The 23,881-nt window shown below is 34.0% G+C and carries 26 protein-coding genes; 13 read left to right on the top strand and 13 right to left on the bottom strand.

The window, feature by feature from the left end:
• Nucleotides 1-37: 37 nt before the first annotated feature.
• Complete coding sequence (gene tyrS / locus Q0893_RS04900) at nucleotides 38-1,330, bottom strand: tyrosine--tRNA ligase (RefSeq protein WP_299272871.1); 1,293 nt, start codon at nucleotides 1,328-1,330, stop codon at nucleotides 38-40.
• 85 nt (nucleotides 1,331-1,415) lie between these two features.
• Here tyrS and Q0893_RS04895 point away from each other — a divergent pair, with 85 nt between their 5' ends.
• On the top strand, nucleotides 1,416-2,435 hold the full coding sequence (locus Q0893_RS04895) for an NAD-dependent epimerase/dehydratase family protein (RefSeq protein WP_299272869.1): 1,020 nt from the start codon (nucleotides 1,416-1,418) through the stop codon (nucleotides 2,433-2,435).
• A gap of 2 nt (nucleotides 2,436-2,437) precedes the next feature.
• Here Q0893_RS04895 and Q0893_RS04890 read toward each other — a convergent pair whose 3' ends face one another.
• Together Q0893_RS04890 and Q0893_RS04885 are read right to left on the bottom strand one after the other, a co-directional pair.
• Complete coding sequence (locus Q0893_RS04890) at nucleotides 2,438-3,784, bottom strand: dihydroorotase (protein ID WP_299272867.1); 1,347 nt, start codon at nucleotides 3,782-3,784, stop codon at nucleotides 2,438-2,440.
• 1 nt (nucleotide 3,785) lies between these two features.
• Nucleotides 3,786-4,511: a polyprenol monophosphomannose synthase gene (locus tag Q0893_RS04885; RefSeq protein WP_298900701.1), complete on the bottom strand. Its 726-nt coding sequence runs from the start codon at nucleotides 4,509-4,511 to the stop codon at nucleotides 3,786-3,788.
• Nucleotides 4,512-4,673: 162 nt separating this feature from the next.
• Here Q0893_RS04885 and Q0893_RS04880 point away from each other — a divergent pair, with 162 nt between their 5' ends.
• Nucleotides 4,674-5,327, top strand: a complete 654-nt coding sequence (locus Q0893_RS04880; protein ID WP_298900702.1) for a DUF4271 domain-containing protein — start codon at nucleotides 4,674-4,676, stop codon at nucleotides 5,325-5,327.
• 16 nt (nucleotides 5,328-5,343) lie between these two features.
• Entirely contained in the window at nucleotides 5,344-6,096 is a 753-nt protein-coding gene (locus tag Q0893_RS04875) for a uroporphyrinogen-III synthase (RefSeq protein ID WP_298900703.1), read from the top strand.
• 80 nt (nucleotides 6,097-6,176) lie between these two features.
• Here Q0893_RS04875 and pckA read toward each other — a convergent pair whose 3' ends face one another.
• Together pckA and Q0893_RS04865 are read right to left on the bottom strand one after the other, a co-directional pair.
• The gene (gene pckA / locus Q0893_RS04870; RefSeq protein WP_299272864.1) at nucleotides 6,177-7,784 is read right to left on the bottom strand and encodes a phosphoenolpyruvate carboxykinase (ATP); all 1,608 of its coding nucleotides are present in this window, start codon (nucleotides 7,782-7,784) and stop codon (nucleotides 6,177-6,179) included.
• Nucleotides 7,785-7,838: 54 nt separating this feature from the next.
• A complete protein-coding gene (locus tag Q0893_RS04865; protein WP_299272862.1) occupies nucleotides 7,839-8,240 on the bottom strand; it encodes a DUF423 domain-containing protein in 402 nt (133 codons plus the stop codon).
• A 122-nt stretch (nucleotides 8,241-8,362) separates the two neighbouring features.
• On the opposite strand from Q0893_RS04865, the gene Q0893_RS04860 reads away from it, so the two are divergent.
• Together Q0893_RS04860 and Q0893_RS04855 are read left to right on the top strand one after the other, a co-directional pair.
• Nucleotides 8,363-9,727, top strand: coding sequence for a saccharopine dehydrogenase C-terminal domain-containing protein (locus Q0893_RS04860; protein WP_298900706.1), 1,365 nt, complete (start codon nucleotides 8,363-8,365; stop codon nucleotides 9,725-9,727).
• Nucleotides 9,728-9,739: 12 nt separating this feature from the next.
• Entirely contained in the window at nucleotides 9,740-10,210 is a 471-nt protein-coding gene (locus tag Q0893_RS04855; protein ID WP_298900707.1) for an Lrp/AsnC ligand binding domain-containing protein, read from the top strand.
• A 73-nt stretch (nucleotides 10,211-10,283) separates the two neighbouring features.
• Here Q0893_RS04855 and Q0893_RS04850 read toward each other — a convergent pair whose 3' ends face one another.
• The 3 genes from Q0893_RS04850 to Q0893_RS04840 form a co-directional block, all read right to left on the bottom strand.
• A complete protein-coding gene (locus tag Q0893_RS04850) occupies nucleotides 10,284-11,057 on the bottom strand; it encodes a T9SS type A sorting domain-containing protein (RefSeq protein WP_299272859.1) in 774 nt (257 codons plus the stop codon).
• 75 nt (nucleotides 11,058-11,132) lie between these two features.
• Nucleotides 11,133-11,945: a T9SS type A sorting domain-containing protein gene (locus Q0893_RS04845; RefSeq protein ID WP_298900709.1), complete on the bottom strand. Its 813-nt coding sequence runs from the start codon at nucleotides 11,943-11,945 to the stop codon at nucleotides 11,133-11,135.
• 193 nt (nucleotides 11,946-12,138) lie between these two features.
• On the bottom strand, nucleotides 12,139-12,663 hold the full coding sequence (locus tag Q0893_RS04840) for a phage tail protein (RefSeq protein ID WP_298900710.1): 525 nt from the start codon (nucleotides 12,661-12,663) through the stop codon (nucleotides 12,139-12,141).
• A gap of 181 nt (nucleotides 12,664-12,844) precedes the next feature.
• On the opposite strand from Q0893_RS04840, the gene Q0893_RS04835 reads away from it, so the two are divergent.
• From Q0893_RS04835 to Q0893_RS04825, 3 genes are all read left to right on the top strand, one after another.
• Complete coding sequence (locus Q0893_RS04835; RefSeq protein WP_299272856.1) at nucleotides 12,845-13,297, top strand: hypothetical protein; 453 nt, start codon at nucleotides 12,845-12,847, stop codon at nucleotides 13,295-13,297.
• Between the two features lie 634 nt (nucleotides 13,298-13,931).
• Nucleotides 13,932-14,720, top strand: coding sequence for an ATP-binding protein (locus tag Q0893_RS04830; RefSeq protein WP_299272854.1), 789 nt, complete (start codon nucleotides 13,932-13,934; stop codon nucleotides 14,718-14,720).
• Nucleotides 14,710-15,387 (top strand): response regulator transcription factor, encoded by a 678-nt coding sequence (locus Q0893_RS04825; protein ID WP_298900713.1) that lies wholly within the window; start codon nucleotides 14,710-14,712, stop codon nucleotides 15,385-15,387. The genes Q0893_RS04830 and Q0893_RS04825 overlap by 11 nt, the downstream gene beginning before the upstream one ends.
• Before the next feature lie 61 nt (nucleotides 15,388-15,448).
• Here Q0893_RS04825 and Q0893_RS04820 read toward each other — a convergent pair whose 3' ends face one another.
• The 5 genes from Q0893_RS04820 to leuS all read right to left on the bottom strand — a co-directional run bounded on the left by Q0893_RS04820 (nucleotide 15,449) and on the right by leuS (nucleotide 20,867).
• Nucleotides 15,449-16,174 (bottom strand): Bax inhibitor-1 family protein, encoded by a 726-nt coding sequence (locus Q0893_RS04820; RefSeq protein ID WP_299272851.1) that lies wholly within the window; start codon nucleotides 16,172-16,174, stop codon nucleotides 15,449-15,451.
• Between the two features lie 96 nt (nucleotides 16,175-16,270).
• Complete coding sequence (locus Q0893_RS04815; protein WP_298901514.1) at nucleotides 16,271-16,966, bottom strand: zinc metallopeptidase; 696 nt, start codon at nucleotides 16,964-16,966, stop codon at nucleotides 16,271-16,273.
• Nucleotides 16,967-17,048: 82 nt separating this feature from the next.
• On the bottom strand, nucleotides 17,049-17,564 hold the full coding sequence (locus Q0893_RS04810) for a hypothetical protein (protein ID WP_298900715.1): 516 nt from the start codon (nucleotides 17,562-17,564) through the stop codon (nucleotides 17,049-17,051).
• An 89-nt stretch (nucleotides 17,565-17,653) separates the two neighbouring features.
• Nucleotides 17,654-18,019: a hypothetical protein gene (locus Q0893_RS04805; protein WP_298900716.1), complete on the bottom strand. Its 366-nt coding sequence runs from the start codon at nucleotides 18,017-18,019 to the stop codon at nucleotides 17,654-17,656.
• Between the two features lie 4 nt (nucleotides 18,020-18,023).
• On the bottom strand, nucleotides 18,024-20,867 hold the full coding sequence (leuS, locus tag Q0893_RS04800) for a leucine--tRNA ligase (protein WP_299272849.1): 2,844 nt from the start codon (nucleotides 20,865-20,867) through the stop codon (nucleotides 18,024-18,026).
• Between the two features lie 122 nt (nucleotides 20,868-20,989).
• On the opposite strand from leuS, the gene Q0893_RS04795 reads away from it, so the two are divergent.
• The 5 genes from Q0893_RS04795 to Q0893_RS04775 are packed head-to-tail and all read left to right on the top strand — an operon-like array spanning nucleotide 20,990 to nucleotide 23,833.
• Entirely contained in the window at nucleotides 20,990-21,868 is an 879-nt protein-coding gene (locus Q0893_RS04795; protein ID WP_298900718.1) for a permease-like cell division protein FtsX, read from the top strand.
• Nucleotides 21,869-22,423, top strand: a complete 555-nt coding sequence (locus Q0893_RS04790; protein WP_299272846.1) for a hypothetical protein — start codon at nucleotides 21,869-21,871, stop codon at nucleotides 22,421-22,423.
• Between the two features lie 12 nt (nucleotides 22,424-22,435).
• Entirely contained in the window at nucleotides 22,436-23,125 is a 690-nt protein-coding gene (locus tag Q0893_RS04785) for a hypothetical protein (protein WP_298900720.1), read from the top strand.
• A 57-nt stretch (nucleotides 23,126-23,182) separates the two neighbouring features.
• The gene (locus Q0893_RS04780; protein ID WP_299272844.1) at nucleotides 23,183-23,560 is read left to right on the top strand and encodes a hypothetical protein; all 378 of its coding nucleotides are present in this window, start codon (nucleotides 23,183-23,185) and stop codon (nucleotides 23,558-23,560) included.
• 9 nt (nucleotides 23,561-23,569) lie between these two features.
• Nucleotides 23,570-23,833 carry a DUF3098 domain-containing protein gene (locus tag Q0893_RS04775; protein WP_298900723.1) on the top strand — a complete coding sequence of 88 codons (264 nt, stop codon included), beginning with the start codon at nucleotides 23,570-23,572 and terminating at the stop codon, nucleotides 23,831-23,833.
• Nucleotides 23,834-23,881 lie beyond the last annotated feature (48 nt).

Raw genomic sequence — 23,881 nt, 5'->3', positions numbered from 1 at the left:
ATGTTAAACGTCCCGCTACTTTCGGGACGTTTTTCTTTTAGTACACTTTAATAATATAAGTATTCTTTTTTCCTTTATTAAGAATGATATAGGTATCATTAATTAGGTCTTCTTCAGATAATTGATAATCCTCTTTCACCTTTTCTTTATTCACAGACACGGCATTTTCTTTTAATGCACGTCGTGCTTCACTATTTGATGATAAGAAATTAGTCTTTGCAGCCAAAGCTCCTATCATATTAAGTTCAGAGAGTTCTTCTTTAGAAATTTCGGCTTGAGGCACACCTTCAAAAACATCTAAAAATGTTTTTTCGTCAAGAGTTTTAATATCTGCCTTAAAGGTTTTACTAAACAAGATATTAGATGCTTTTTCGGCATTTTCATAGTCAGCCTTAGAATGCACCATCGTTGTCATTTCCTCAGCTAAACGTTTTTGTAGACTTCGCTGGCCTGGTGCTTCTTTATGCGATGCTATAATATTCGAGATTTCATTTTCCGTTAAAAACGTAAAAATCTTGATATACTTCTCGGCATCTTCGTCACTAGAATTGAGCCAGTATTGATAAAATTTGTAAGGTGATGTTCTGTTTGGATCTAACCATACATTTCCACCTTCAGATTTTCCAAATTTAGAACCATCACTTTTAGTAATAAGAGGACATGTAATGGCAAATCCCTTACCTCGAGCAATGCGTCTAATCAATTCGGTTCCAGTTGTAATATTTCCCCATTGATCACTTCCTCCCATTTGGATTGTACAATTATTTGCTCTGTACAAATGCAAAAAGTCATAACCTTGAACCAGTTGGTATGTAAACTCTGTAAACGACATCCCATCACTAGACTCTGAAGAAATTCTATTTTTAACAGAATCTTTAGCCATCATATAATTTACTGTAATGTGCTTTCCTACATCGCGTATGAATTCTAAAAACGAAAAGTCTTTCATCCAATCATAGTTATTAACTAGCACAGCAGCATTAGGAGCATCACTTTCGAAATCTAAGAAATGTGATAACTGTGCTTTAATAGCATCTTGGTTATGGCGTAGGGTTTTTTCATCCAGCAAATTGCGTTCACTAGATTTCCCAGATGGATCACCAATCATTCCTGTTGCACCTCCAACCAAGGCGAAAGGCTTATGCCCACAACGTTGATAATGTGCTAAGAGCATTATAGGTACCAAATTACCAATATGTAAAGAATCTGCTGTAGGATCAAAACCTATATAGGCAGATCTCATTGTTTCCATTAAATGTTCTTCAGCTCCAGGCATGGTTTGGTGAACCATTCCTCTCCATTGTAATTCTTCTACAAAATTCTTTATCATAACGTATCTATTAGTAATCTTCCGCAAAGATAGATTTATACCTTAAAAGACAAAAGACAATTAGAAAAAAGCGTAATTTTATGCTATGATTTTAGTTACAGGAGGCACAGGACTTGTTGGTTCACATCTATTGTTTAATTTGGCAAGTAATAATGACGCTGTGCGAGCCATTTATCGCAGGGCTCATAAACTAGAATCTGTAAAAAAAGTATTTAGTTATTATACTGATAATGCCGAAGAACTCTATAATAAAATTGAATGGGTAGAGGCAAATATAAATGACATTCCCGCTTTAGAAATAGCCTTTAAAGACGTCGCCTACGTTTACCATTGTGCGGCTTTCATCAGTTTTGAACCCAACCGTTATAAAGAACTTCGAAACGTCAATATTAAAGGGACAGCCAATATTGTTAATTTATGCATTTCAAACTCGGTTAAAAAATTATGCTATGTAAGTTCTATTGCTGCCATTGGGCATGAGTCAAATTCAAGCACATTGATTACAGAAACGACAGAATGGAATCCAGAACATGACAATAGCGTATATGCGATTACTAAATATGGAGCCGAAATGGAAGTTTGGAGAGGCACTCAAGAAGGCATTGACGCTGTTATTGTTAATCCGGGAATTATTTTAGGTCCTGGAATTTGGAATGGCGGAGGTAGCGGGAGTTTGTTTAAACAAATCTATAAAGGTTTAAATTACTACCCTAAAGGGTCATCGGCTTATGTAGATGTATGGGACGTTGTCTCTATAATGACACAATTAATGACGAGTCATTTAAAAAATGAGCGCTATATTGTAATTTCAGAAAATGCATCGTTTAAGAGTTTTCAGGATAAAGTGGCCAGAAATTTAGAGGTAAAAACAGCAACTAAAGAAGCCTCTCCGTTGTTATTAGGAGTAGCTTGGCGCTTAGATTGGACACATCATAAACTGTTTGGAAAACGTCGAAAATTATCCAAACAAATGGCTAAATCTATTTCTGAAGACACCTTATATGACAACGCTAAGGTGAAGTTGGCACTTCAGTTTAAGTTTCGTCCTATTGACGAATCAATTTCCAAAGTTTCACACTATTACAAGCGCGACATCAGATCATAATCTTATCTATTAAAGGTGAGTCGTTTTGCCGCTTTCACATCTAATACTTTAAAATTATTATAGACAAGGCTTCCGTTTAAGAAGGTATGAGTTACTCTAGATTTAAAGGTAGCTCCTTCAAATGGTGACCATCCACATTTATATAAAATGTTATCTTTTTTAACAGACCAAGGGTTATTGATATCGACAATCACTAAATCGGCATAATACCCTTCTTTAATATAGCCTCGTTTTTCAACCTGAAACAATATAGCAGGATTATGTGCCATTTTTTGAGCAATCTTTGGTAACGAAATTTTATTTTTATGGTACATTTCAATCATAGCAACCAAGGCATGCTGTACTAGGGGTCCGCCTGAAGGTGCTTTTGTATATACATTATCTTTTTCTTCAAGCGTATGTGGCGCATGATCTGTGGCTATGACATCAATTCTATCATCTAATAAAGCCTTCCATAGTTCGTCACGATCCTTTGCGGTTTTCACTGCTGGATTCCATTTAATATGTGTACCTTTTTGCTTATAATCCTCATCACTAAACCAGAGGTGATGAATACAAACCTCGGCTGTTATTTTCTTATCTTTTAATGGAATTTTATTACTGAAAAGTTTGGTTTCTTTTCCTGTTGATAAATGAAACACATGCAATCGAGCTCCAGTTTTCTTAGCCAATTCAATGGCCTTTGAAGATGACAAGTAGCAAGCCTCTTCACTTCTGATAATAGGATGCTTTTCAATTGGGATATCTTCGCCATAGGTATCGATATGCGTTTGCATATTTTTTCTAATTGTAGCTTCGTCCTCGCAGTGCACAGAAATAACCATATCAGTGCTACTAAATATCTTCTCAATAACTTTAGGATTATCAACGAGCATATTTCCTGTTGAAGACCCTAGAAATAACTTTAAACCAGCAACCGTTTTAGGGTTCACTTTAAGAATTTCATCTAAATTATCATTTGTACCTCCAAACATGAAAGAATAATTAGCATATGCGCTTTGAGAAGCCACGTCAAACTTAGCTTCTAATTTCTCTACTGTTGTGGTTTGAGGGTTTGTATTAGGCATTTCTATAAACGATGTAATACCACCTGCAAGTGCTGCTTTAGACTCAGACTCAATATTTCCTTTATGCGTTAGTCCTGGTTCTCTAAAATGAACTTGATCATCTATAACACCAGGAAAAACATAATTACCTTCGGCATCAACTACAATCACATCGGCCGATTTAGCACTAATTGAATCTGAAACTTCTTTGATAAGTTCTCCTTCAATTAAAATATCACCTTCTGTGATGGCACCTTCATTTACTATTTTAGCATTCTTGATAAGTATCGTTTTGTTCTGCATCTTATTTACCAAATAAACTTTTAAACTTCATATTAATCACTCCAAAAATCGCTTCTGAAATAATACTTCCACTCATTTTAGACTTTCCTTTTGCTCGATCTGTGAATATAATAGGGACTTCTACTATATTAAATGCTTTGAGGTGGGCTTTAAATTTCATTTCAATTTGAAACGCATAACCTACAAATTTAATCTTGTCTAAGTTGATTGTTTCCAAAACTTTTCGACTATAACAAATAAAACCAGCTGTAGTATCGTCAATTCTCATTCTCGTGATAAATTTCACATATTTAGAAGCAAAATACGACATCAATAACCGCTTCATATCCCAATCAACAACATTAACTCTATTGCCAATATAACGAGAGCCAATAGCCATGTCTGCACCTTTTATCGCACATGCATTATAGAGTTTAATAAGATCCTCTGGGTTATGAGAGAAATCGGCATCCATTTCAAAAATATAATTATAATGTCGTTGCAAACACCATTTAAACCCCTCAATATAAGCGGTTCCTAGTCCCGTTTTATTAGCCCTAGACAACAGGTATAGTTTCTCAGGAAATTCACTTTGTAAGCTCTTAACTTTAGTTCCTGTACCATCTGGAGAATTATCGTCAACTATCAAAATAGAAAAGACCTTATCTTGAGCAAATACAGCTCTAATAATGGCTTCTATATTTTCTATTTCGTTATAGGTTGGTATGATGACAATGGCATCTTGCATCGAGAATTAAATAGTTTTTGATGTTAGTTGTAGACAAAAGTAAGTGTTTTATCACTTATAAATAAGGCTTAAAATCATAAACATTGTTAATCTTATATAATTGATTTAATGTTGCAAATTATAAGGTATGCATTCGTCAAATATTCTTCATAGTTTTGTAGTATGCTAAGAGAGGTTATTTCTAATGATTGGTTTACAGTTTTCCTAGTTTTAGGGCTGGTTTTTATTACGCTATCAAAATACATTTTTGCCCACAGGTTTAAAGATTTTTTGGTGGTTATCGGCAACTCTAAGTATTTAAAAATTTATGCAAGGGACCAAAAATTTATAGATGGATTTGATGCCTTACTATTTTTCAATGGGATTATATCTGTTTCAATTTTTGCCTTTATTAGTTATTCTACATTGGTAAACCCTTCAGAATTTGACCTTAATCTATTTTTTAAACTATTGTTTGGTATTGGGGTTTTATTTCTAATTAAGATTCTATTAGAACGTTTAATAGGAAGTTTGTTTGACATAGATGAACTCATCGATTCGTATTTATTTCAAAAAACGACGTTTAAAAATTATGCTGGCTTAGTGTTATTCCCAATCAATGCCATTATAATTTATACGCTAAATCCCTCAAAACCTATCATTTATTCAATTATCGGACTTATTGTATTAATCAATCTTATTGGATTTATTTCTTCATTTAAGAATCATCAAAAATTACTTTTAAATAACATATTCTATTTTATTTTGTATCTTTGCGCACTTGAAATTGGACCCTATCTAATTTTATATAAGTTAATTAAAGATTTCAACGCTTAAAAACACTTTAAGGAATATGACGAAAGTGAAAACGATTTTAGTATCTCAACCAGAACCTAAAATAGAAAATTCGCCTTACTTTGATCTTCAAGAAAAGCAAAAAGTAAAGATAGATTTCAGACCATTCATTCATGTTGAAGGAGTAGAAGCTAAAGAGATAAGACAACAAAAAGTTGATCTTTCTAATTATACAGCTATTATCCTTACAAGTAGAAATTCTGTGGATCATTTTTTTAGAGTTGCAGATGAAATGCGCTTTAAAGTTCCAGATACGATGAAATATTTTTGTCAATCTGAAGCTGTTGCTTATTATCTTCAGAAGTATGTTGTTTACAGAAAACGTAAAATTTATGTTGGTAAACGCACCTTTAAGGATTTATCGCCATTAATTAAAAAGTATAAAGAAGAGAGCTTCTTATTACCTACTACGGACAAATTAAAACCGGAAGTTCCAGAAATACTAAATGGTTTAAATGTAAAATGGAAAGAATCGGTATTTTACAAAACAGTAATAAGCGATTTATCTGATTTAGCAAATGTATACTATGATATTTTAGTATTCTTTAGTCCTTCTGGTATAGAATCTTTATTTCACAATTTCCCTGAGTTTAAGCAGAACGACACTCGAATTGCTGTTTTTGGAAACACGACAATTAAAGCAGTTGAATCTCATGGGTTAAGAGTTGATATTGCAGCTCCAACACCAGAGACACCATCAATGACAATGGCTTTAGAAAAATATATTGATAAGGTAAACAAAGGAAAATAAATCCCTTTTTATAATACTATAAATAAAAAACGTCCTAATATATATTAGGACGTTTTTTTATGATTTATAATACAATCTAGTTATTTCAAAGGTGCACCAGCCATAATCTCATCACTAGCAAATTCTTCAAATTGCTTAAAGTTGTCTCTAAAAGATTGAGATAATTTAAATGCCGTTTTGTAATACCCTTCATCATCATTCCATGTTGATCTCGGACTTAAAACTTCGGTAGGTACATTAGGGCATGTTCTAGGTTGTTTTACACCAAAAACAGAATGTACATGATAGTTATCTTTATTAGCAGCTTCTAAACTTCCGTCCATTGCAGCGCTAATCATTGCGCGTGTAAACTTTAATTTCATGCGCGATCCAACACCATAAGGACCTCCAGTCCAACCTGTATTCACTAGCCATACATTAACACCAGCCTCTTGCATTTTTTTGCTCAACATTTCAGCATACTTCGTTGGGTGTAACGGCATAAATGGAGCGCCAAAACATGCCGAGAAACTTGGTACAGGTTCTGTAATACCAGCTTCAGTTCCTGCAACTTTAGCTGTATATCCAGAAATAAAATGATAAGCCGCCTGTCCTGGTGTAAGCTTAGAAATTGGAGGCAATACGCCAAATGCATCAGCAGTTAAGAAAAATATATTTTTAGGGTTTTTACCAATAGAAGGTACTCTAATATTATCAATATGGTGAATTGGATAACTCACACGTGTATTTTGAGTTATTGATGTATTGGCAAAATCAACATTACCATTATCATCCATAACAATATTTTCAAGAATAGCTCCTTTTTTAATAGCGTCATAAATTTCCGGCTCTTGATCTCTAGACAAATTAATCACTTTAGCATAGCAACCACCTTCAAAATTGAATACTGTATTTTCACTGGTCCAACCATGTTCGTCATCACCAATTAAACTACGATTGGGATCTGTAGACAACGTTGTTTTACCTGTACCTGACAAGCCAAAAAAGATTGCTGTATCTCCATCTTTACCAACATTTGCACTACAGTGCATAGGTAATGTGTTTTTAAACACAGGAAGAACAAAATTGAGTGCAGAAAAAATACCTTTTTTGATTTCTCCAGTATATCCAGTACCACCTATTAAAGCAATTTTGCGTGTAAAATCTAAAATCGCGAAATTATGTTGACGTGTCCCATCAATTTCTGGATCGGCCATAAATCCTGGTGCATTAACAATAGTCCATTCAGCTGAAAAGTCTTTTAATTCTTCCTCTGTAGGGCGTAAAAACATGTTATATGCAAACATGTTACTCCATGGATACTCATTTATAACACGAATATTTAGTCTATAATTGTCATCTGCACAAGCATAGCTATCTCTTACAAAAACTTCCTTTTCAGAAAGATAATTAGTGACTTTATCATATAGTCTCTGAAATTTATCAGCATCAAAAGGGATGTTAATATTTCCCCACCAAATTCGATCTTTTGTAATATCATCTTTTACAATAAATCTATCCATAGGTGAACGACCTGTAAACTCGCCTGTCTTAACAGCCAAAGCACCTGAAGAGGCTTCCTGCCCTTGACCTTTAGAAATAGTAAGTTCTTGAAGTTCGTTTGGAGATAGTTGATATCTTACTTTAGCATTTTTTATACCGTAAGCATCTAACGAAATCGATTTCGTTGCATGTGTATGGTTTACCATAATTTGTTTGTGTTGTTTAAAGTGCAAAATTAAACATTATTTTAAAGTAGCCTGCTAATTTTGAGATTTATCGGCATTGGTTTTCAAAAAGTTTATCAACAATATGATCCAAGCTATAATTAACAGTAAACCACCAATAGGCGTAATGAATCCTATTTGCTTAAAATCGAAACTTGAAAGTTCATTTGTTGCCAGTCCATAAATTGAACCAGAAAAGCAAAATACTCCAAATACAACTAAATAAAAGATGATACTTTTTGCCTTTTTACTAAGTCCGTTATAGCTTCCAATAAACAAAAGAAACAATGCATGGTACATTTGATAACGCACACCTGTTTCGAAGGTTAATTGTGACTCACTAGAGATTAGCGCTTTAAGGCCATGAGCCCCAAAGGCACCAATAATAATGCCTAGAGCTCCTAAAATACTCCCTGCTATTAGAATTTTTTTGTTCATATATAAATTGAATTTTGGTTTTTATAACCCTTTCTATTTAGTAAATTCGTGCTTAAAATTCTTTGTTGTTTTTCTGATTTACAAAAAAACTTCATAAACAAAATTACTCAACTCAACCCATTATGCGAAAGATTTTAGTCATAGGTTCTGGAAAATCTACATCTTACCTTATAAAATATTTATTAGATAAATCTATTGAAGAAGAACTACATATTATTGTAGGGGACATTAATATACTTAATGCCAAAAAATTAATTGGTGGTCATGAAAACGCTAATGCTATTATGCTAGATGTTTTTGACAAATCATCTAGACAAACTGCTATTGAAAATGCCGACATTGTGGTTTCTATGCTGCCTGCCAGATATCATATTGAAGTAGCCAAAGATTGTATAACTTATAGAAAAAACATGGTCACGGCATCCTATGTAAGTGAGGACATGCAAAAACTTAACAAAGCCGTAACTGAAAAAGGATTGGTATTTATGAACGAGATTGGTGTAGACCCAGGAATCGATCATATGAGTGCCATGCAAGTCATAGATGATATACGCGAAAAAGGTGGTAAAATGGTATTATTTGAATCATTTACAGGTGGTTTAGTTGCTCCTGAAAGTGATAATAACCTTTGGAATTATAAATTCACTTGGAATCCTAGAAATGTTGTTGTTGCCGGACAAGGAAGTGCAGCAAAGTTTTTACAGGAAAACTCATATAAGTATATTCCTTATAATAGATTATTTAGACGAACTGAATTTTTAGAAATAGATGGTTTCGGGCGTTTTGAGGCGTATGCTAACCGAGATTCTCTTAAGTATCAATCGGTTTATGGATTAGATACTATTAAAACTTTATATCGCGGAACCATGCGTCGTGTTGGTTTTAGTCGTGCTTGGAATATGTTTGTGCAATTAGGCTTAACAGACGATAGTTATACTATTGACGATAGTGAAAACATGAGCTATCGTGATTTTGTTAATGCCTTTCTCCCTTACAGCCCTACCGATTCTGTTGAATTAAAATTTAGACACGCCCTTAAAATAGATCAAGATGATATTGTTTGGGATAAACTAGAGGAATTAGATTTTTTCAGTAAAACCAAAATGGTAGAACTCAAAAAAGCAACGCCAGCACAAATTCTTCAAAAAATATTAATGGATAGCTGGACGCTTGAAGAAGATGATAAAGACATGATTGTTATGTACCACAAGTTTGGATATGAACTTGACGGAAACATGCATCAAATAGATTCTACAATGGTTACTATTGGAGAAGATCAAACCTATACCGCAATGGCAAAAACAGTAGGTTTACCAGTGGCTATAGCAACATTAGCTATTTTAAACGAAAAAATCACAACACCTGGTGTTCAAATTCCAATCACCAAAGAGGTTTATGAACCTATTTTAAGGGAGTTGGAAGACTTCGGAATTCAATTTTCTGAAAAAGAAGTTCCATATTTAGGGTACAACCCATTAAACATTTAAGACGTATTGCTTATGAAAATGGTCAATCAGAATATACAAATTGATGGTATCGATAAAAAGATTCTACGTGCATTAATGGCAGATGCCAGAACTCCTATTTTGGAAATTGCACGATTGGTTGGTATTTCGGGTGCTGCCATACATCAACGCTTAAGAAAACTCGAGAAATCTGGTTTAATTTCTGGTTCTAAGTTTGTTATAAATCCGAAAGTTTTAGGGTATACAACCATGGCATTTATTGGCATTTATTTAGATAAAGCTATAAGTAACCCTGAGGCGGTTAAACAATTGAAAAAGATTCCTGAAGTGTTAGAATGCCATTATACCACTGGAAATTGGAGCATTTTTATTAAGGTGCTTTGCAAGGATAATGAGCATTTAATGCATGTTCTTAATCATGATATTCAATCCATTACAGGTGTTTCAAGAACTGAAACTTTTATTTCCTTAAATCAACAAATTGAACGTCAAATTAAGATATAAGCTATCTTAGCTTAATCCATACTAAAAAAAAGCAACCTCATGAGGTTGCTTTTTTTTTAGAGTTGGTTGGTTATTACTTAACAGATAACTTCTTGGTAATTGCATTACTTTCAGAAGAAATCGTAACTAAATACAATCCTGTAGAAAGTAACGAACTCATATCTAAATTTTTATCACTAGTTGTACCTTCTAAATTATAGGTTACAATGGTACGACCATTTAAATCTGATACAACAACCTTATCTAATGCCACACCAGCATTTTTTATTGTAATATTTCCATCGGAAGGGTTAGGCAAAATGTCTATACTTTGTTCTAATGAAGACACTTCATCTGTACTCAATGTGTCAACAATATCTACATTAATATTGTGGAATCCGAAATCATTCAAATCGTCGGTATCAGAAGGTATAATATTAATCTGCGTTATACTCAAGGCATTTGCAGCATTAGTTATTGTTAAAGCACCTGCTCCCAAAGGGTAAGCCGTAGGGTTAGAAATAAAGGCATTATCTTGGTTTGTTACAGAAATAGTTCCAGCTCCAAGCGTGTCATAATCAATACTATTCAAGTTAAAGTTTGTAGGCATTCCATTTTTTGTAATAGTTAACCTATGAGGTGTTAGCGGATCTATGGCGCTTAGAAAAAACACAAGATCTCCTCCTCCTAAATTGTCTAATTCCTCATTCCCCGAATGATTGACCGTTAACACGTAGGTGTCTGGTCCACTTACAATTGTTTCAGTAATTACGGTACCATTATCTACTGCAGTATCGATGGTAAAATTTAAAGTTTGGGCCGTAAGAACCGAAGACATTAAAAAAAGTAAAATGTAAATTTGTTTCATAATATAAGTATTTAATAAATAGATTTGGAATCACAAGATAAGACATTTAAACTTCTGATTACCAATAAATAAAAATCAATTAATAATTATTTTCTTTACCGCAGAGCCTTCTTTAGACGATACTGTCATTAGGTAAACTCCTGCTGACAACTTCGAACTCATGCTTACATCAACATTTCCAATAACACCATTTAAATTTTTAGTAAAAACGGTTCTTCCATTGAGATCAGACACAACTATTTTTTCTAAAGCGATAGTGGTATTTTTTAAGGTGATGTCTCCATTGGATGGATTTGGAAAAACGCTAACATTGTTTTCTAACAAAGAGCTTTCGTCTACACCAAGTGTATCAAGAATATCAATATCGATATTATGAAATCCAAAATCATTTAAATCGTCTGTATCCGTTGGGAAAATTTTAATTTCAGTAATATCAAAACCATTACTAGGATCAGAAATAAATAAGGTTCCTGCACCTAACGGATAAAATGTTGGAGCTGAAATAATCTCATCATTTTGATTTCTAACCGAAATGGTTCCTGCACCTAAAGTATCATAATCAATACTATTAAGTTTGAAATTAACAGGCTCTCCATTTTTGGTAACTTTTAAAACATGAGGAGTAAGTGGATCAATAGCGCTCAAAAAGAACACCAGATCTCCGCCTCCTAAGTTGTCGAGTTCCTCATTTCCTGAGTGAGCGACTGTAAGCACATAAGTATCTGATCCAAGGGTAATAGTTTCTGTAATATTAGTACCATTGTCTACAGCGGTATCGATAGTAAAATTTAGATTTTGGGCTACACTATTAAGGCTTATAAACAGCGAAAAACACCAAACAATGGTGCCAAATAGTGATTTCTTTGAATAAGTGTAGTTTGTTTTCATAATGAATAATTTAATGATTAATAGCTTTTTATATTTTTAAGATACTACTTAAAACAAATAAATTGCTGATATCCAGCTATTTATCGTTAAACAGATTAATATTTTGGTTTAACGCTATGTTTCTCAACAATAAGCATCTTAGAAACGCAAAGAATATCTATTGATTAGATATTCTTTGCATCATTATTCTTTATTAACTTCTTGGAGGGAAAATCCCTTCTAATGCGATAATATAGTTCACCGCTAAAAATGGTTGCATATTATCATGAGACTGGTTACCACCAGTATTATTAGTTTGAATAGCATCTCCTGCCATTTTAACATTTTTGGCAGTAGCGTAAGATCCACCTTCGGCTGGATAAGCATTCGTTGGATTAGTCGTTCCTTGTCCACGTCCTACTGGACTTGTAGCTTCAATCGTTCCTGTATGGCTATGCGCTGGAATTTGAGTCACGTTTAAAGTCACTCTATTCTCTCCCCCTTTTTGACCAAGTGTTACAGGGTCAACTCCTGGGCCGTTACCAGCATGTAATGCCGCTCTACCTCTTAAATCTGGTAAGGCGAACGTTGTTCTCCCGTCACCTCCGTAAGTGGTTCCTAAAATTGAAAATAATGCCGTATGACTTGCAATTGGTAATAGTTGGCCGTCACATAATGCCCAATTTCTTGGGGCAAAATTTCCTCCAAACATCATAATTTGTCCGATGTATTGTTCCATAATAGTCTAATTTTTTAATTGTTAATAGATTACAAATTTGACAGAAAACCCTCTAATTTTTAAGCGCAAAACCACTACATATTCAAATCACGTAGAAATACCTGTTTTTTTAAATAGCTCTGTTTTTTTAATACAATTTGAGTAGCTTTAAGGATTATTAATCAACTTTAAATTAAATATTATGAAAGAAAGTGTAATCAAAACTAAAAAGAACCCCATCGATATCAACGATGCCATTTCTTATGTTAAGCTCTGGCAACAAAAACAGCCTAACAATTGTAAAGCTTTTTTAATTCCTGCTAAAGATTTAATTGACACCCTTGAAGAAATGTTAGTCATCAAAAAGGAGGCTGACGGAAATTATTCGCTTAATAATATCGAACAATCGGGTATAAGAGCTTATATGGCAATAGACCCGCAAGAAACAGATGGCTATGGTGAAAAATTAGTGATAGTTGGAACCAGCATAGATTGTAATGGTGTACATAGAGATATTGTACAAGGTGAAAAATCTCCAGGCTGTCCAAATGGAGAAGTAGATAATTTAGTTTCTGTTTTAACAGGAAGTGGTGCTTATGACCTGACTACACCTTGTCCAAACACATGTGATAGATTAAGTCCATTTATTTATTAAAAAATGATAGAAAAAGTAATTTTACTTATGGGAAGCGGTTTTCTATTGGTAAATACCATATTATATGTTAGGGCTTACAATAAAAGTGTAAGCCTTAATATATTTACACTTTACCTTTTAGTAACTCTTATAATTCAATTACTGTTTAATTATATGTTTTTAATAGGAAAGACGAATCTCTTTTTATCTCATTTCTATTTCATTTTTCAATTTACTCTTTTGAGTTTATTCTATAGAGCTTTATTTAAAAAAAATAGGCATAAAAGGATTGTTGAAACTGTATTTGTTTGTGTACTTATTATTCTCGCAATACAATACATAAATAATCCCATGTTGTATTACAAATTCAACTTATTAGAAATCATATTAACCTCCCTAAGCATTGTTACCTTTTCTGTAATGTATTTTTATAACACGCTCACAGAGAAAATGCAATGCATGTATCTTAACTACGGAATATTCATATATCTCCTAACAAGCACACTTATATTTTGCTCAGGAAATTTTGTTACTTCAAGTAACGCTAGCTTAAATAAGTTACTTTGGTTTATCAACTCCTTATTATTTGTTGTTTACCAAATTCTTATTTTTACACAATGGTATAAATCTCTTAAGTCTAAAACTTAATTTTAAATTGGAAGATAATACATTCATAAGTATCGTTGGAATAAGTATCTGCTTATTGATTATAATGGCAGTTACTTTAATCTCGTTCTTCCATTATACCAAAAAAAAAATTATCGAGAAAGAGGTTGAAAAGATTAACATTAAACTCGATCATCAAAAAAAGATATTACAAACCACAATAAAGGTTCAAGAAAAAGAACGCAATCGTATTGCTCAAGACTTACATGATGCTATTAGTTCAAAATTAAATGTGGTGAGTTTAACGACCAACGTTTTAATTGAAGACGAAACCATTTCTAGTGAACATAAAGAAGCTCTAAATCATATTTTAGATATTACCACAAGAACGCTAGAGAGCTCCAGAAAAATTGCGCACGAATTAATGCCTCCAATTTTAGACAAGTTTGGTTTAAAAGTGGCTTTAGAAGAGTTGTTTGAAGAGTTTACATCAAACACATCTATAAAAATAAATCATCAAATTGAACCCCTAAATCAATTAGATAGAAATAGCGAACTTCATGTGTTTAGAATCGCACAAGAACTAATTAATAACGCCTTAAGACATGGCAAAGCAGACCTACTACAAATGCATTTAAAAAAACAGAAGCAAGGCTTTGAACTCGTTTTCAAAGATAATGGCATTGGATTCGACGTCAATGAACATAAAAAGAAATCCGGAATTGGATTACAAAATATTAAGAGTAGAGTTGCGATATTGAATGGGCAACTTTTTGTTGAGAGCTCTAAAAAAACGGGAAGTATATTCACAATTAATTGTTACTCTTATGGATACTAAAATCACAATTGCAATAGCCGATGACGAGCTATTATTTAGACAAGGGCTTATTTCAATTTTAAGCAAAGAAAAACACTTAGACATTTTATTTGATGCAGAAGATGGTAACCATTTAATGGAACAACTACGCTCGGCAAAGCAGTTGCCAGAAATTGTGATCACAGATTTAAAAATGCCTGGTCTTAATGGTGTTGAAACCACAAAACTTATTCGTAAAGAATACCCAGATATTAAAATTATTGCGCTTACCAGTTATTTTAGTAAGCCATTCATTATTAATATGATTTCTATTGGAGCTGTCGCTTATTTAGCAAAAAACAGTACTCCAAAATTGATGCTTACTACCATTAAAGAAGTTGCCGACAAAGGGTTTTATTATGATGAACAAGTGATGAAATTTATTCATGAAGGGTTATTAAATAATAATGACCAAATCAAGAAATCTAACTTTGACACAACCTATTTTACCAAACGAGAAAAAGAGGTGTTAGATTTAATATGTAAGCAGTTTACAACGAACGAAATTGCCGAAAAACTATTTATAAGTCCGAGAACCGTTGATGGTCATCGTAATAATTTATTACTGAAGACAGAAGCTAAAAATCTTGCTGGTTTGGTAGTGTATGCCATTCAAAATAAATTGGTAAACCTCGAAGAGCAATTCTAATTAAACAAAAAAAAAGCATCCTTTTCAGAATGCTTTTTTTCATACATAATATTTAGAATAATTAATCTCTCGACATAAAAATTTGCAAGACATACCAGAACAGTAGCATTAACGATGCAAACAATCCTAAAGCCGCAGGAATGTAATCCTCGGTTGAATATTTGTGTACCATATTAGAGGTTTGATATAAAATCGAACCGCCTGCTAATAGACACATGGCCACAGAAAACCATAGACCAAGATTAAATCCAAAAAGTAAACCAGCAACAATTAATCCCATAGCGATAAAAAAGCCAATTGTTAATCCTGTTCTTAAAAATGAAAAGTCCTTTTTAGTCACAAATACTATGGCAGACAACCCTGTAAACAAAGACAAGGTTACAATGGAAGCCTGATATAACACATCTCCACCATCGGCCAAAAATGTTGTTGCGATATACAGCAGTGGAACAAAAATAAAAGCCTCGGCTAAAATATATAAACCATAAGCGAGATACTGCTTATTCTTATCTTGAGTTTTTAGAGCCATTCCCTCGGCATAATTGGTAATAAACATAAAACCACCAAGCATGATTAACCATCTCCAGCCTTGCGTCATAGACATCGCAAAACTAACAATAGCATCACTTTGTAATAAGAGCCATTCAAACATGATAAAAACGAGAACACCACCAGCTACATGAGCATAGGTTTTTTTGTAAAAAGCTACACGATCTGTAGCAGATAAAGCGCTCAACATCAATTTGTTATTAGTATTGTGAAAAGGGCTTTGGTTAGAATTTTCCATAGGTTAATTGATTTAATAAATCTAAAATAATAAAAACAAAACCGAATCCCGTGTAAAAAAACGAAATTCGGTTGAACTCTTGTTTATAAGGTCGTATTAATCGCGCCCTCCAAACACTTGAAGTGCCCAATACAGAAGAGACGCCAAAGCTCCAATAGCTGCAACAAGATAGGTTCTTGCTGCCCATTTTAATGCGTCCTCAGATCCTTTATACTCCTCTGGAGTAACTACATTTTTGTTTTTTAACCAAGCTAAGGCTCTGTTACTCGCATCGTATTCTACAGGTAAAGTAATAAAGCTAAATAACGTAGCAAATCCCATAAATACCAATCCTGCAACCGCAACCCAATAGCCTAAGCCAACACCTGCTGCTGCTCCTAATACCAATCCGCCAATAACTAACCATTGCGACATGCCAGAAGTTACACTTACAATTGGCACTAGTGCCGAACGCATTCCTAAAGCACTGTATGCTTGCGCGTGTTGTACTGCATGACCAACCTCGTGTGCTGCTACAGCCGCTGCTGCTGCATTACGTTGATTGTAGACTGCCTCACTTAAATTTACCGTTTTATTTTTTGGATTGTAATGATCTGTTAACTGACCTGCCACAGAAATCACCTCAACATCTGTAATTCCATTATCTGCAAGCATTTTCTCAGCTACTTCTCGTCCGCTCATACCATTGCGCAATTGCACTTTAGAGTATTTCGCAAATTTTTGTTTTAATTGATTACTTACTAACCAGCTTACCAATGCTATGGCTCCAATTAATACGTAATATCCCATCATTCCGTTCATAATTATAAAAATTAAATTGTTACTATTCTAGTACAAAAAGTAAGCCAATTTGTAGCTAGGGAAATTTTGTCAGTTATTGTTTTGTTAAAATGGCTTTTTGTATAACCGTTACTGGATAATTCGTCACATTCACTGCATCTCCTCCATTATCACTGCTCGTTTTGTCAGTCATATCTGAATATACAATCTTGAACTCCATTTTATTCTCATAAAACGTTTCGGTAGTTGTTATCAAACTACTCTCAACATCAAAAACACTATAAAGTGTATTATCAATATAATTGGCGTTGAGTACAATACCATTGTTTTCATCTATTAAAAACTCGCCTTTAGATTTATCTTTTACTTTTAAAGTGTAGTTCTTTTCAGAGGGCTTATTATTCACCAACACAATAAATTTATAGCTGTAAAGATCAGTAGAATCTGTAGCCTTTAAATGAAATTCCATAGGCAGGCTTTGTTTGCCTTTAGAACTTGTAATGACCAAATCGCCTTTATAAACTCCTAAATAATCATCTGGAAAAACCTTGTCTTGCGCATTAAGACTAAAACAGGCAAATAAACCAAGCAGTAAGAAAACGGTTCTCATAATCGTTGTTTTAGTAAAAGTAATGAAAGTTCTTGATACTGCTCACTTTTATAAAACGCAGAAAGTCATTTATAGACACTCTTAAACCTCTATTCTTTAAAGGGTGTTAGGACTACTTGAGCAACGACATTATTATAAAGCAACACAACCAATCTGTCTTGTTCAGATTTAAAAAAACTTGGCGCATTTCCTAGTTTATATAGTAAGGTGTCTCCTCCTGCTTCTAGTGTCATTTCGGGCTCACCTAATAGTGATATCACCTCATCTTTTGTTTTGCCAATGAGCAATTTACTTTCAACAATGTCATTGGCCATTTTGTAACGTTGGGTTGGATTCGTAATCCATTTTGATTGGTCAAACCGTTCTTCAAATAACCAAATTAAGCTACTAGCAGATATAAAGGCTACGAAGAAGAACAATATAATCTTATCATATTTTTTAATCTGCAGCCTCATGTTTTTAACCTACTATATTGACAATTTTGCCAGGAACTACAATTACTTTTTTAGGTTCTCGTCCTTGTAATTGCGCAATGGTTTTTTCATGAGCCATGACTGTTTTCTCAATATCATCCTTACTCATATCTAAAGGTAGCTCCAATGTAAATCGCATTTTACCATTAAAAGAAATAGGATAATTCTTACTGCTTTCTACCAAGTGTTTTTCTTCAAACTTCGGAAATGGAGCTGTCGAGATCGATTGGTCATGCCCTAGTTTACTCCATAATTCTTCAGCAATATGTGGCGCATAAGGAGATATTAATACCAGTAACGGTTCTAGTATGGCCTTACTTGTACACTTTTGAGCTGTCAATTCGTTCACAGCAATCATAAAGGTGGATACTGATGTATTGAATGAAAAGTTCTCGATATCGTCTTCTACCTTTTTTATGGTTTTATGAAGGGTTTTTAAGTTGTCTTTTGTGGCCTCTGCATCGTTTACTTTAAGTCCATTGTCATCCACATACAGTTTCCACAGTTTCTTTAAGAATCCGTGAACACCAGTAATACCAGCAGTATTCCAAGGTTTGGCTTGCTCTAATGGTCCTAAGAACATTTCATAAAGACGTAAACTATCGGCTCCATATTGTTCACAAATACTGTCTGGGTTAACGACATTAAACCAACGCTTTGACATTTTTTCAACTTCGCGACCAACAATATAATTACCTTCTTCAAGAATAAATTCAGCATTTTCAAACTGTGGTTGCCATTGTTTAAGTTTTTCGATATCTATCTCATCAGAAGCGTTTACGATATTTACGTCTACTCTTATTTCTTCAACATCGTGACCTTCTTTTAACCCCTTGGACACATAAGTATTAGTCCCTGAAACTCTATAAACAATCGCACTCGTCCCCAAAATCATCCCTTGGTTGATCAACTTTTTAAACGGTTCATCTACACCAACAAAACCTCTGTCGTGCATAAACTTCACCCAAAAACGTGAGTAGAGTAAATGTCCTGTGGCGTGCTCGCTACCTCCAATATATAAATCTACATTTTCCCAATACTTTAGCGCATCCTCGGTTGCAAAATGCTCACCTCTATTGGCAGCTTCTTCCATATATCTAAAGAAATACCAAGAACTTCCTGCCCAACCTGGCATCGTGTTTAATTCTAATGGATAAATACCATTGTCATGAGACCCTTCGACTCCGCTCAGGGTGACAAGATTATTAGATACTATTGTGTTAGTGTTCGTATCCCAAGCCCAAACATCGGCACGACCTAATGGTGGCTCACCTTCTTCTGTTGGCAGGTATTTTTCAACCTCTGGTAAACGTACTGGTAAATGTTCAAGATCTATCATTTGAGGCATCCCTTTTACGTAATACACCGGAAACGGTTCTCCCCAATAACGTTGGCGCGAAAACACAGCATCTCGCAATCTGTAATTGGTTTTACCTTCGCCTTGACCCAATTGTTCCAATTCATAAATGGCACGTTTGGTTGCTTTTTTATAATTCATTCCGTTAAGGAAATCACTATTAGCGATAATCGTATTTTCTTTATCTGAAAAGGCTTCTTCGGAAATATCTACACCTTCAAAAATATTCGGAATTGGAATATTAAAGTGCTTTGCAAAATCGTAATCGCGTTGGTCACCACAAGGTACAGACATTACTGCTCCTGTTCCGTAACCTGCCAATACGTAATCACCAATCCAAATAGGAATGGGCTCTTTTGTAAATGGATGCTCTGCATAAGCTCCCGTAAAGACACCTGAAATCGTCTTAACGTCTGCCATACGATCACGTTCACTACGCTTTGCTGTAGCCTCAATATAGGCTTCAACTTCAGCTTTTTGTTCGTCTGTTACAATTTGTGATACCAAGTCATGTTCTGGAGCTAAAGTCATAAAAGACACGCCATAAATGGTATCTGGTCGTGTTGTAAACACATCAATTACGGCATCGTGGTCATTCACATTAAACGTAACGCTAGCCCCAACAGATTTCCCTATCCAGTTACGCTGACTCTCTTTAAGTGAGTCTGTCCAATCAATAGTATCTAATCCTTGAAGTAAGCGTTCTGCATAGGCCGAAATTCGCATACTCCATTGGGTCATTTTTTTTCGAATAACGGGATGTCCTCCACGTTCGGAAACACCATTAACGATTTCATCATTGGCCAAAACTGTTCCTAATGCAGGACACCAGTTGACTTCGGTTTCTGCCAAATAAGTCAATCTATATTTTAATAAAATGTCTTGCTTCTTTTCCGAAGAAAATTGATTCCATTCTTCTGCAGTAAACACATTCACATTATCATCGCAAACGGCTTCAACAGATTCATTTCCTTCCGAAGAAAATACTTTTTCTAATTCTGAAATTGGAAAAGCGCTCTGGTGATTTTTACAATACCAAGATTCAAACAATTGGATAAAAATCCATTGTGTCCACTTATAATAATCTGGATTACTGGTACGTACTTCTCTACTCCAATCGAATGAAAACCCAATTTGGTCGAGTTGACGACGATAGGTTTTTATGTTAGTTTCTGTAGTTATTGCTGGGTGCTGTCCTGTTTGAATAGCGTACTGCTCTGCAGGCAATCCAAAACTATCATAGCCTTGAGGATGCAATACGTTAAACCCTTTATGACGCTTATAACGCGCATAAATATCACTTGCAATATAACCTAATGGGTGCCCTACATGTAAGCCTGCTCCACTAGGATAAGGGAACATATCTAACACGTAATATTTAGGCTTGTCGCTTTTATTTTCAGCTTTAAAGGTATGGTTGTCTGCCCAATATTTTTGCCATTTGGCTTCAATCTCATTAAAATGATAACTCATGGTTTCTTTGCAAATTTAGACCGCAAATTTAAAGGTATTACAACACATTTAAAAGTTTAAGCGTTGTAAACCTTAAACAAACAAATTGTTTTTTATTTTTACAGCATTAATCTGTTCTATTTATGGCATCATCTTTTGATCAATATCAAAAACGAAAATTAATTTCCTCTTACTTCTCTGTAGTCATTAGTATCGCTTTAGTCCTGTTTTTATTGGGCTGTTTAGGTTTATTGGTTTTAAATGCCAAAAAAGTAGCAGATCATTTTAGAGAGCAAGTTGTGGTTACTATTTATTTGAACGACTCGGCAAAAGATGTAGAAGTTAATCAGCTTCAAAAAAGTTTAGCCATGGCAGATTACACCAAAGAGGCAAAATATGTATCGAAGGAAGAGGCCGCTCAAATTGTTAAGTCTGATCTTGGTGAAGATTTTACGGAATTCTTAGGGACTAACCCGTTGCAAAATTCTATCGATGTATACTTAAATGCAGATTATGTAACTAACGAAACTTTAGATGGCATCACTGCCGAACTAGCTAACAAGGCGTTTATTGAAGACATTAAATATGATAATAACCTCGTTGAATTAATGAATGATAATGTCAAAAAGATTACGTTTTGGGTACTTATCCTTAGCGCTGTTTTTACGTTAATTGCAGTGTTATTGATTAATAGTTCCATACGATTGGCTGTATATTCTAAACGTTTTATTATTAAAACGATGCAAATGGTAGGCGCCACTAAGCGTTTCATTAGAAAACCCTTTGTATTTAAAAGTATCCAATTAGGAATTATTGGTGCTATAGTCGCCTTGATAGGTATGGGCGTTGTACTTTATTATCTCAATAAAACTTTTCCAGAGTTAGAATTACTTCAAAAACCTGTATTAATTAGCGCGTTATTTATTGGTATTTTTCTCTTAGGTATTTTAATTACTTGGGTAAGTACATTTATCGCAACACAGCGCTTCTTAAACTTAAAGACAGATCAATTGTATTATTAGATGGATAGGTCTTTTTTTAAGAGAGTATTTTGGGTTATTATAGCTATAGCCTTATACTTTTTTATAAACTCAGATTTAGGGAAAGCACTATTTTCAGATTACGAAGATTACAAACCATTTGACCTTGAGATTGTCCAAGTTCTTTATATTGTAATACCACTTGCTTTGCTTTCTGCAATCGTTATATTTTGGGTGTCTACTGAAAAGGATCTCTTTATTAGAATAGCAAAAAGTTTTGCTTATAGTATTTTTATCGGACTTACATTAGGAGTGATTATTGCCGCTTTCGACTCGGCTTTTGTATTTCAAGTCAATAGATTATATACAAAAAAAACAGTGCTAAAATCGTATAAAATAAAGTATATTAGAGACGTGGATGATACATTTGAAGTTACATTAAGAACTTCAAATAATAAAAATGGATTTACTGTTTTTAATAAATTCACTCCTGAAGATGAGTCTCGGTTACGCGAAAAACAAGTAATTACAATCGAAACAGGTGTAGGTCTTTTTGATAGACCCTTCTTATTTCTTGGAAAACTAAAAACATATTAAAACATAAAACCAATGGCTGTAAAAAATCGTATTAATTTGTTCACATGCATTATTACAATGGCGTTGACTTTAACCTTAGTCACATCATGTAAAACAGAATCACCAGGATTGCCAGAAAGCTTTGATTATGGTAAGGTTGAAAACGGCGTGTATACTAATGACTATTTTAAGATGCGTGTTCCTTTTGATACAAGTTGGGACGTACAATCTGAAGAAGAACGAAAAGAGATTTCAGAGTACGGCAAAGAACTTGTTGAAGACGAAGATTTAAAACGCGCTATAGATGCATCATCTATTAATAACGCTAGTTTATTTACGGCATATCAATATGAACTAGGATCGACACTAGGCTACAACCCTTCTATATCCATTATTGCCGAGAATGTAAGTCAGCATCCACAAGTAAAACACGGACAAGATTATTTAAAAGAAGCTCAAAAAATAATGGAACAAATGCAAATGGATTATACTTTTAACTATCTAGATGCGCCTAAAACTATTGGGAATCATTCTTTTGATATGATGAATGTTGATGTAGACTATTTAGGTTCGGAGTTTCATCAACAGTATATGGCTACAATAACAAAAGGGTTTTGTTTGTTACTGGTGATTTCTTATGATACAGACGAACAACGTGAAGAACTTGAGGCCATGGTTAATCGCATTGTATTTACTGAAGGACAGTCTAAAAAGAAAAGCTAGACGTTATACTATATGGGATAAAAAACCGTTATCCTCGTATCAACCAATACCCTAGTCATGAAAAAACAGCGTTCTTTTTTTGTTCTAGCCCTCAGTCTTATTATCATAATTCTCTTATCATTTCATTCCTGCATCATTGAAAATCCGAAACCCGAAGAATGTGATGTTGAAATCGAAAAAATTATCAGCATTAAAGAAGGAACCTCCTTTGATATTATTTTTAGTGATGACCATGGAGATCACTACTATATTAATCGCGGATTAGAACGTGGGCTAAATTTAGATTCTCTTAACGCAAAAGTTTTAAATAAAACTGTTACTTTGCACCTACCAAAACTATTTTTTGGAACTTCAGAGCATATAGCACAACTTGCTATTGACGATGAAATTATTTTTACTGAGTTTAATACTGAGGCAAATAGCAAAGAGGATTAATATAAGATTATGGGAGAACAGAAACGTAAAGAAACTGCAAAAGGTGAATTTATCTTCGGAAAGAAGAACTATAAATTTATGCTTATAGGCTTGGCTTGTATTGCCATTGGTTTTATTTTAATGTCTGGTGGAGGTAGTGATGATCCTAATGTATTCGACCCTTCAATTTTTAGTTGGAGACGTATAAGATTGGCACCAACATTGGTCTTAATAGGATTTGGAATTCAGGTTTATGCGATTTTATTAAATCCTAACAAAGGATCTAAATCTTAAAAATCAACTCTTTTTAACAATAGCTGCATCTATTTTGATATTTTTGCC

The organism is uncultured Psychroserpens sp., assembly GCF_947494225.1.
In the GTDB taxonomy this organism is placed as follows: domain Bacteria; phylum Bacteroidota; class Bacteroidia; order Flavobacteriales; family Flavobacteriaceae; genus Psychroserpens.
Note: the sequence above shows the minus strand (reverse complement) of the source record. Positions and strands in the feature narration are given on the sequence as shown.

Excerpts from the sequence above, each read along its gene's own strand:
- Q0893_RS04820 (WP_299272851.1), bottom strand. The coding sequence starts at position 16,174 with ATGGAAAATTCTAACCAAAGCCCTTTTCACAATACTAATAACAAATTG.
- pckA (WP_299272864.1), bottom strand. The coding sequence starts at position 7,784 with ATGGTAAACCATACACATGCAACGAAATCGATTTCGTTAGATGCTTAC.
- Q0893_RS04805 (WP_298900716.1), bottom strand. The coding sequence starts at position 18,019 with ATGAGGCTGCAGATTAAAAAATATGATAAGATTATATTGTTCTTCTTC.
- Q0893_RS04860 (WP_298900706.1), top strand. The coding sequence starts at position 8,363 with ATGCGAAAGATTTTAGTCATAGGTTCTGGAAAATCTACATCTTACCTT.
- Q0893_RS04875 (WP_298900703.1), top strand. The coding sequence starts at position 5,344 with ATGACGAAAGTGAAAACGATTTTAGTATCTCAACCAGAACCTAAAATA.
- Q0893_RS04835 (WP_299272856.1), top strand. The coding sequence starts at position 12,845 with ATGAAAGAAAGTGTAATCAAAACTAAAAAGAACCCCATCGATATCAAC.
- leuS (WP_299272849.1), bottom strand. The coding sequence starts at position 20,867 with ATGAGTTATCATTTTAATGAGATTGAAGCCAAATGGCAAAAATATTGG.
- Q0893_RS04785 (WP_298900720.1), top strand. The coding sequence starts at position 22,436 with ATGGCTGTAAAAAATCGTATTAATTTGTTCACATGCATTATTACAATG.
- Q0893_RS04825 (WP_298900713.1), top strand. The coding sequence starts at position 14,710 with ATGGATACTAAAATCACAATTGCAATAGCCGATGACGAGCTATTATTT.
- Q0893_RS04895 (WP_299272869.1), top strand. The coding sequence starts at position 1,416 with ATGATTTTAGTTACAGGAGGCACAGGACTTGTTGGTTCACATCTATTG.
- Q0893_RS04840 (WP_298900710.1), bottom strand. The coding sequence starts at position 12,663 with ATGGAACAATACATCGGACAAATTATGATGTTTGGAGGAAATTTTGCC.
- Q0893_RS04865 (WP_299272862.1), bottom strand. The coding sequence starts at position 8,240 with ATGAACAAAAAAATTCTAATAGCAGGGAGTATTTTAGGAGCTCTAGGC.
- Q0893_RS04880 (WP_298900702.1), top strand. The coding sequence starts at position 4,674 with ATGCTAAGAGAGGTTATTTCTAATGATTGGTTTACAGTTTTCCTAGTT.
- Q0893_RS04775 (WP_298900723.1), top strand. The coding sequence starts at position 23,570 with ATGGGAGAACAGAAACGTAAAGAAACTGCAAAAGGTGAATTTATCTTC.
- Q0893_RS04790 (WP_299272846.1), top strand. The coding sequence starts at position 21,869 with ATGGATAGGTCTTTTTTTAAGAGAGTATTTTGGGTTATTATAGCTATA.
- Q0893_RS04885 (WP_298900701.1), bottom strand. The coding sequence starts at position 4,511 with ATGCAAGATGCCATTGTCATCATACCAACCTATAACGAAATAGAAAAT.
- Q0893_RS04780 (WP_299272844.1), top strand. The coding sequence starts at position 23,183 with ATGAAAAAACAGCGTTCTTTTTTTGTTCTAGCCCTCAGTCTTATTATC.
- Q0893_RS04795 (WP_298900718.1), top strand. The coding sequence starts at position 20,990 with ATGGCATCATCTTTTGATCAATATCAAAAACGAAAATTAATTTCCTCT.
- Q0893_RS04845 (WP_298900709.1), bottom strand. The coding sequence starts at position 11,945 with ATGAAAACAAACTACACTTATTCAAAGAAATCACTATTTGGCACCATT.
- Q0893_RS04855 (WP_298900707.1), top strand. The coding sequence starts at position 9,740 with ATGAAAATGGTCAATCAGAATATACAAATTGATGGTATCGATAAAAAG.
- Q0893_RS04810 (WP_298900715.1), bottom strand. The coding sequence starts at position 17,564 with ATGAGAACCGTTTTCTTACTGCTTGGTTTATTTGCCTGTTTTAGTCTT.
- Q0893_RS04850 (WP_299272859.1), bottom strand. The coding sequence starts at position 11,057 with ATGAAACAAATTTACATTTTACTTTTTTTAATGTCTTCGGTTCTTACG.
- Q0893_RS04815 (WP_298901514.1), bottom strand. The coding sequence starts at position 16,966 with ATGATGGGATATTACGTATTAATTGGAGCCATAGCATTGGTAAGCTGG.
- tyrS (WP_299272871.1), bottom strand. The coding sequence starts at position 1,330 with ATGATAAAGAATTTTGTAGAAGAATTACAATGGAGAGGAATGGTTCAC.
- Q0893_RS04890 (WP_299272867.1), bottom strand. The coding sequence starts at position 3,784 with ATGCAGAACAAAACGATACTTATCAAGAATGCTAAAATAGTAAATGAA.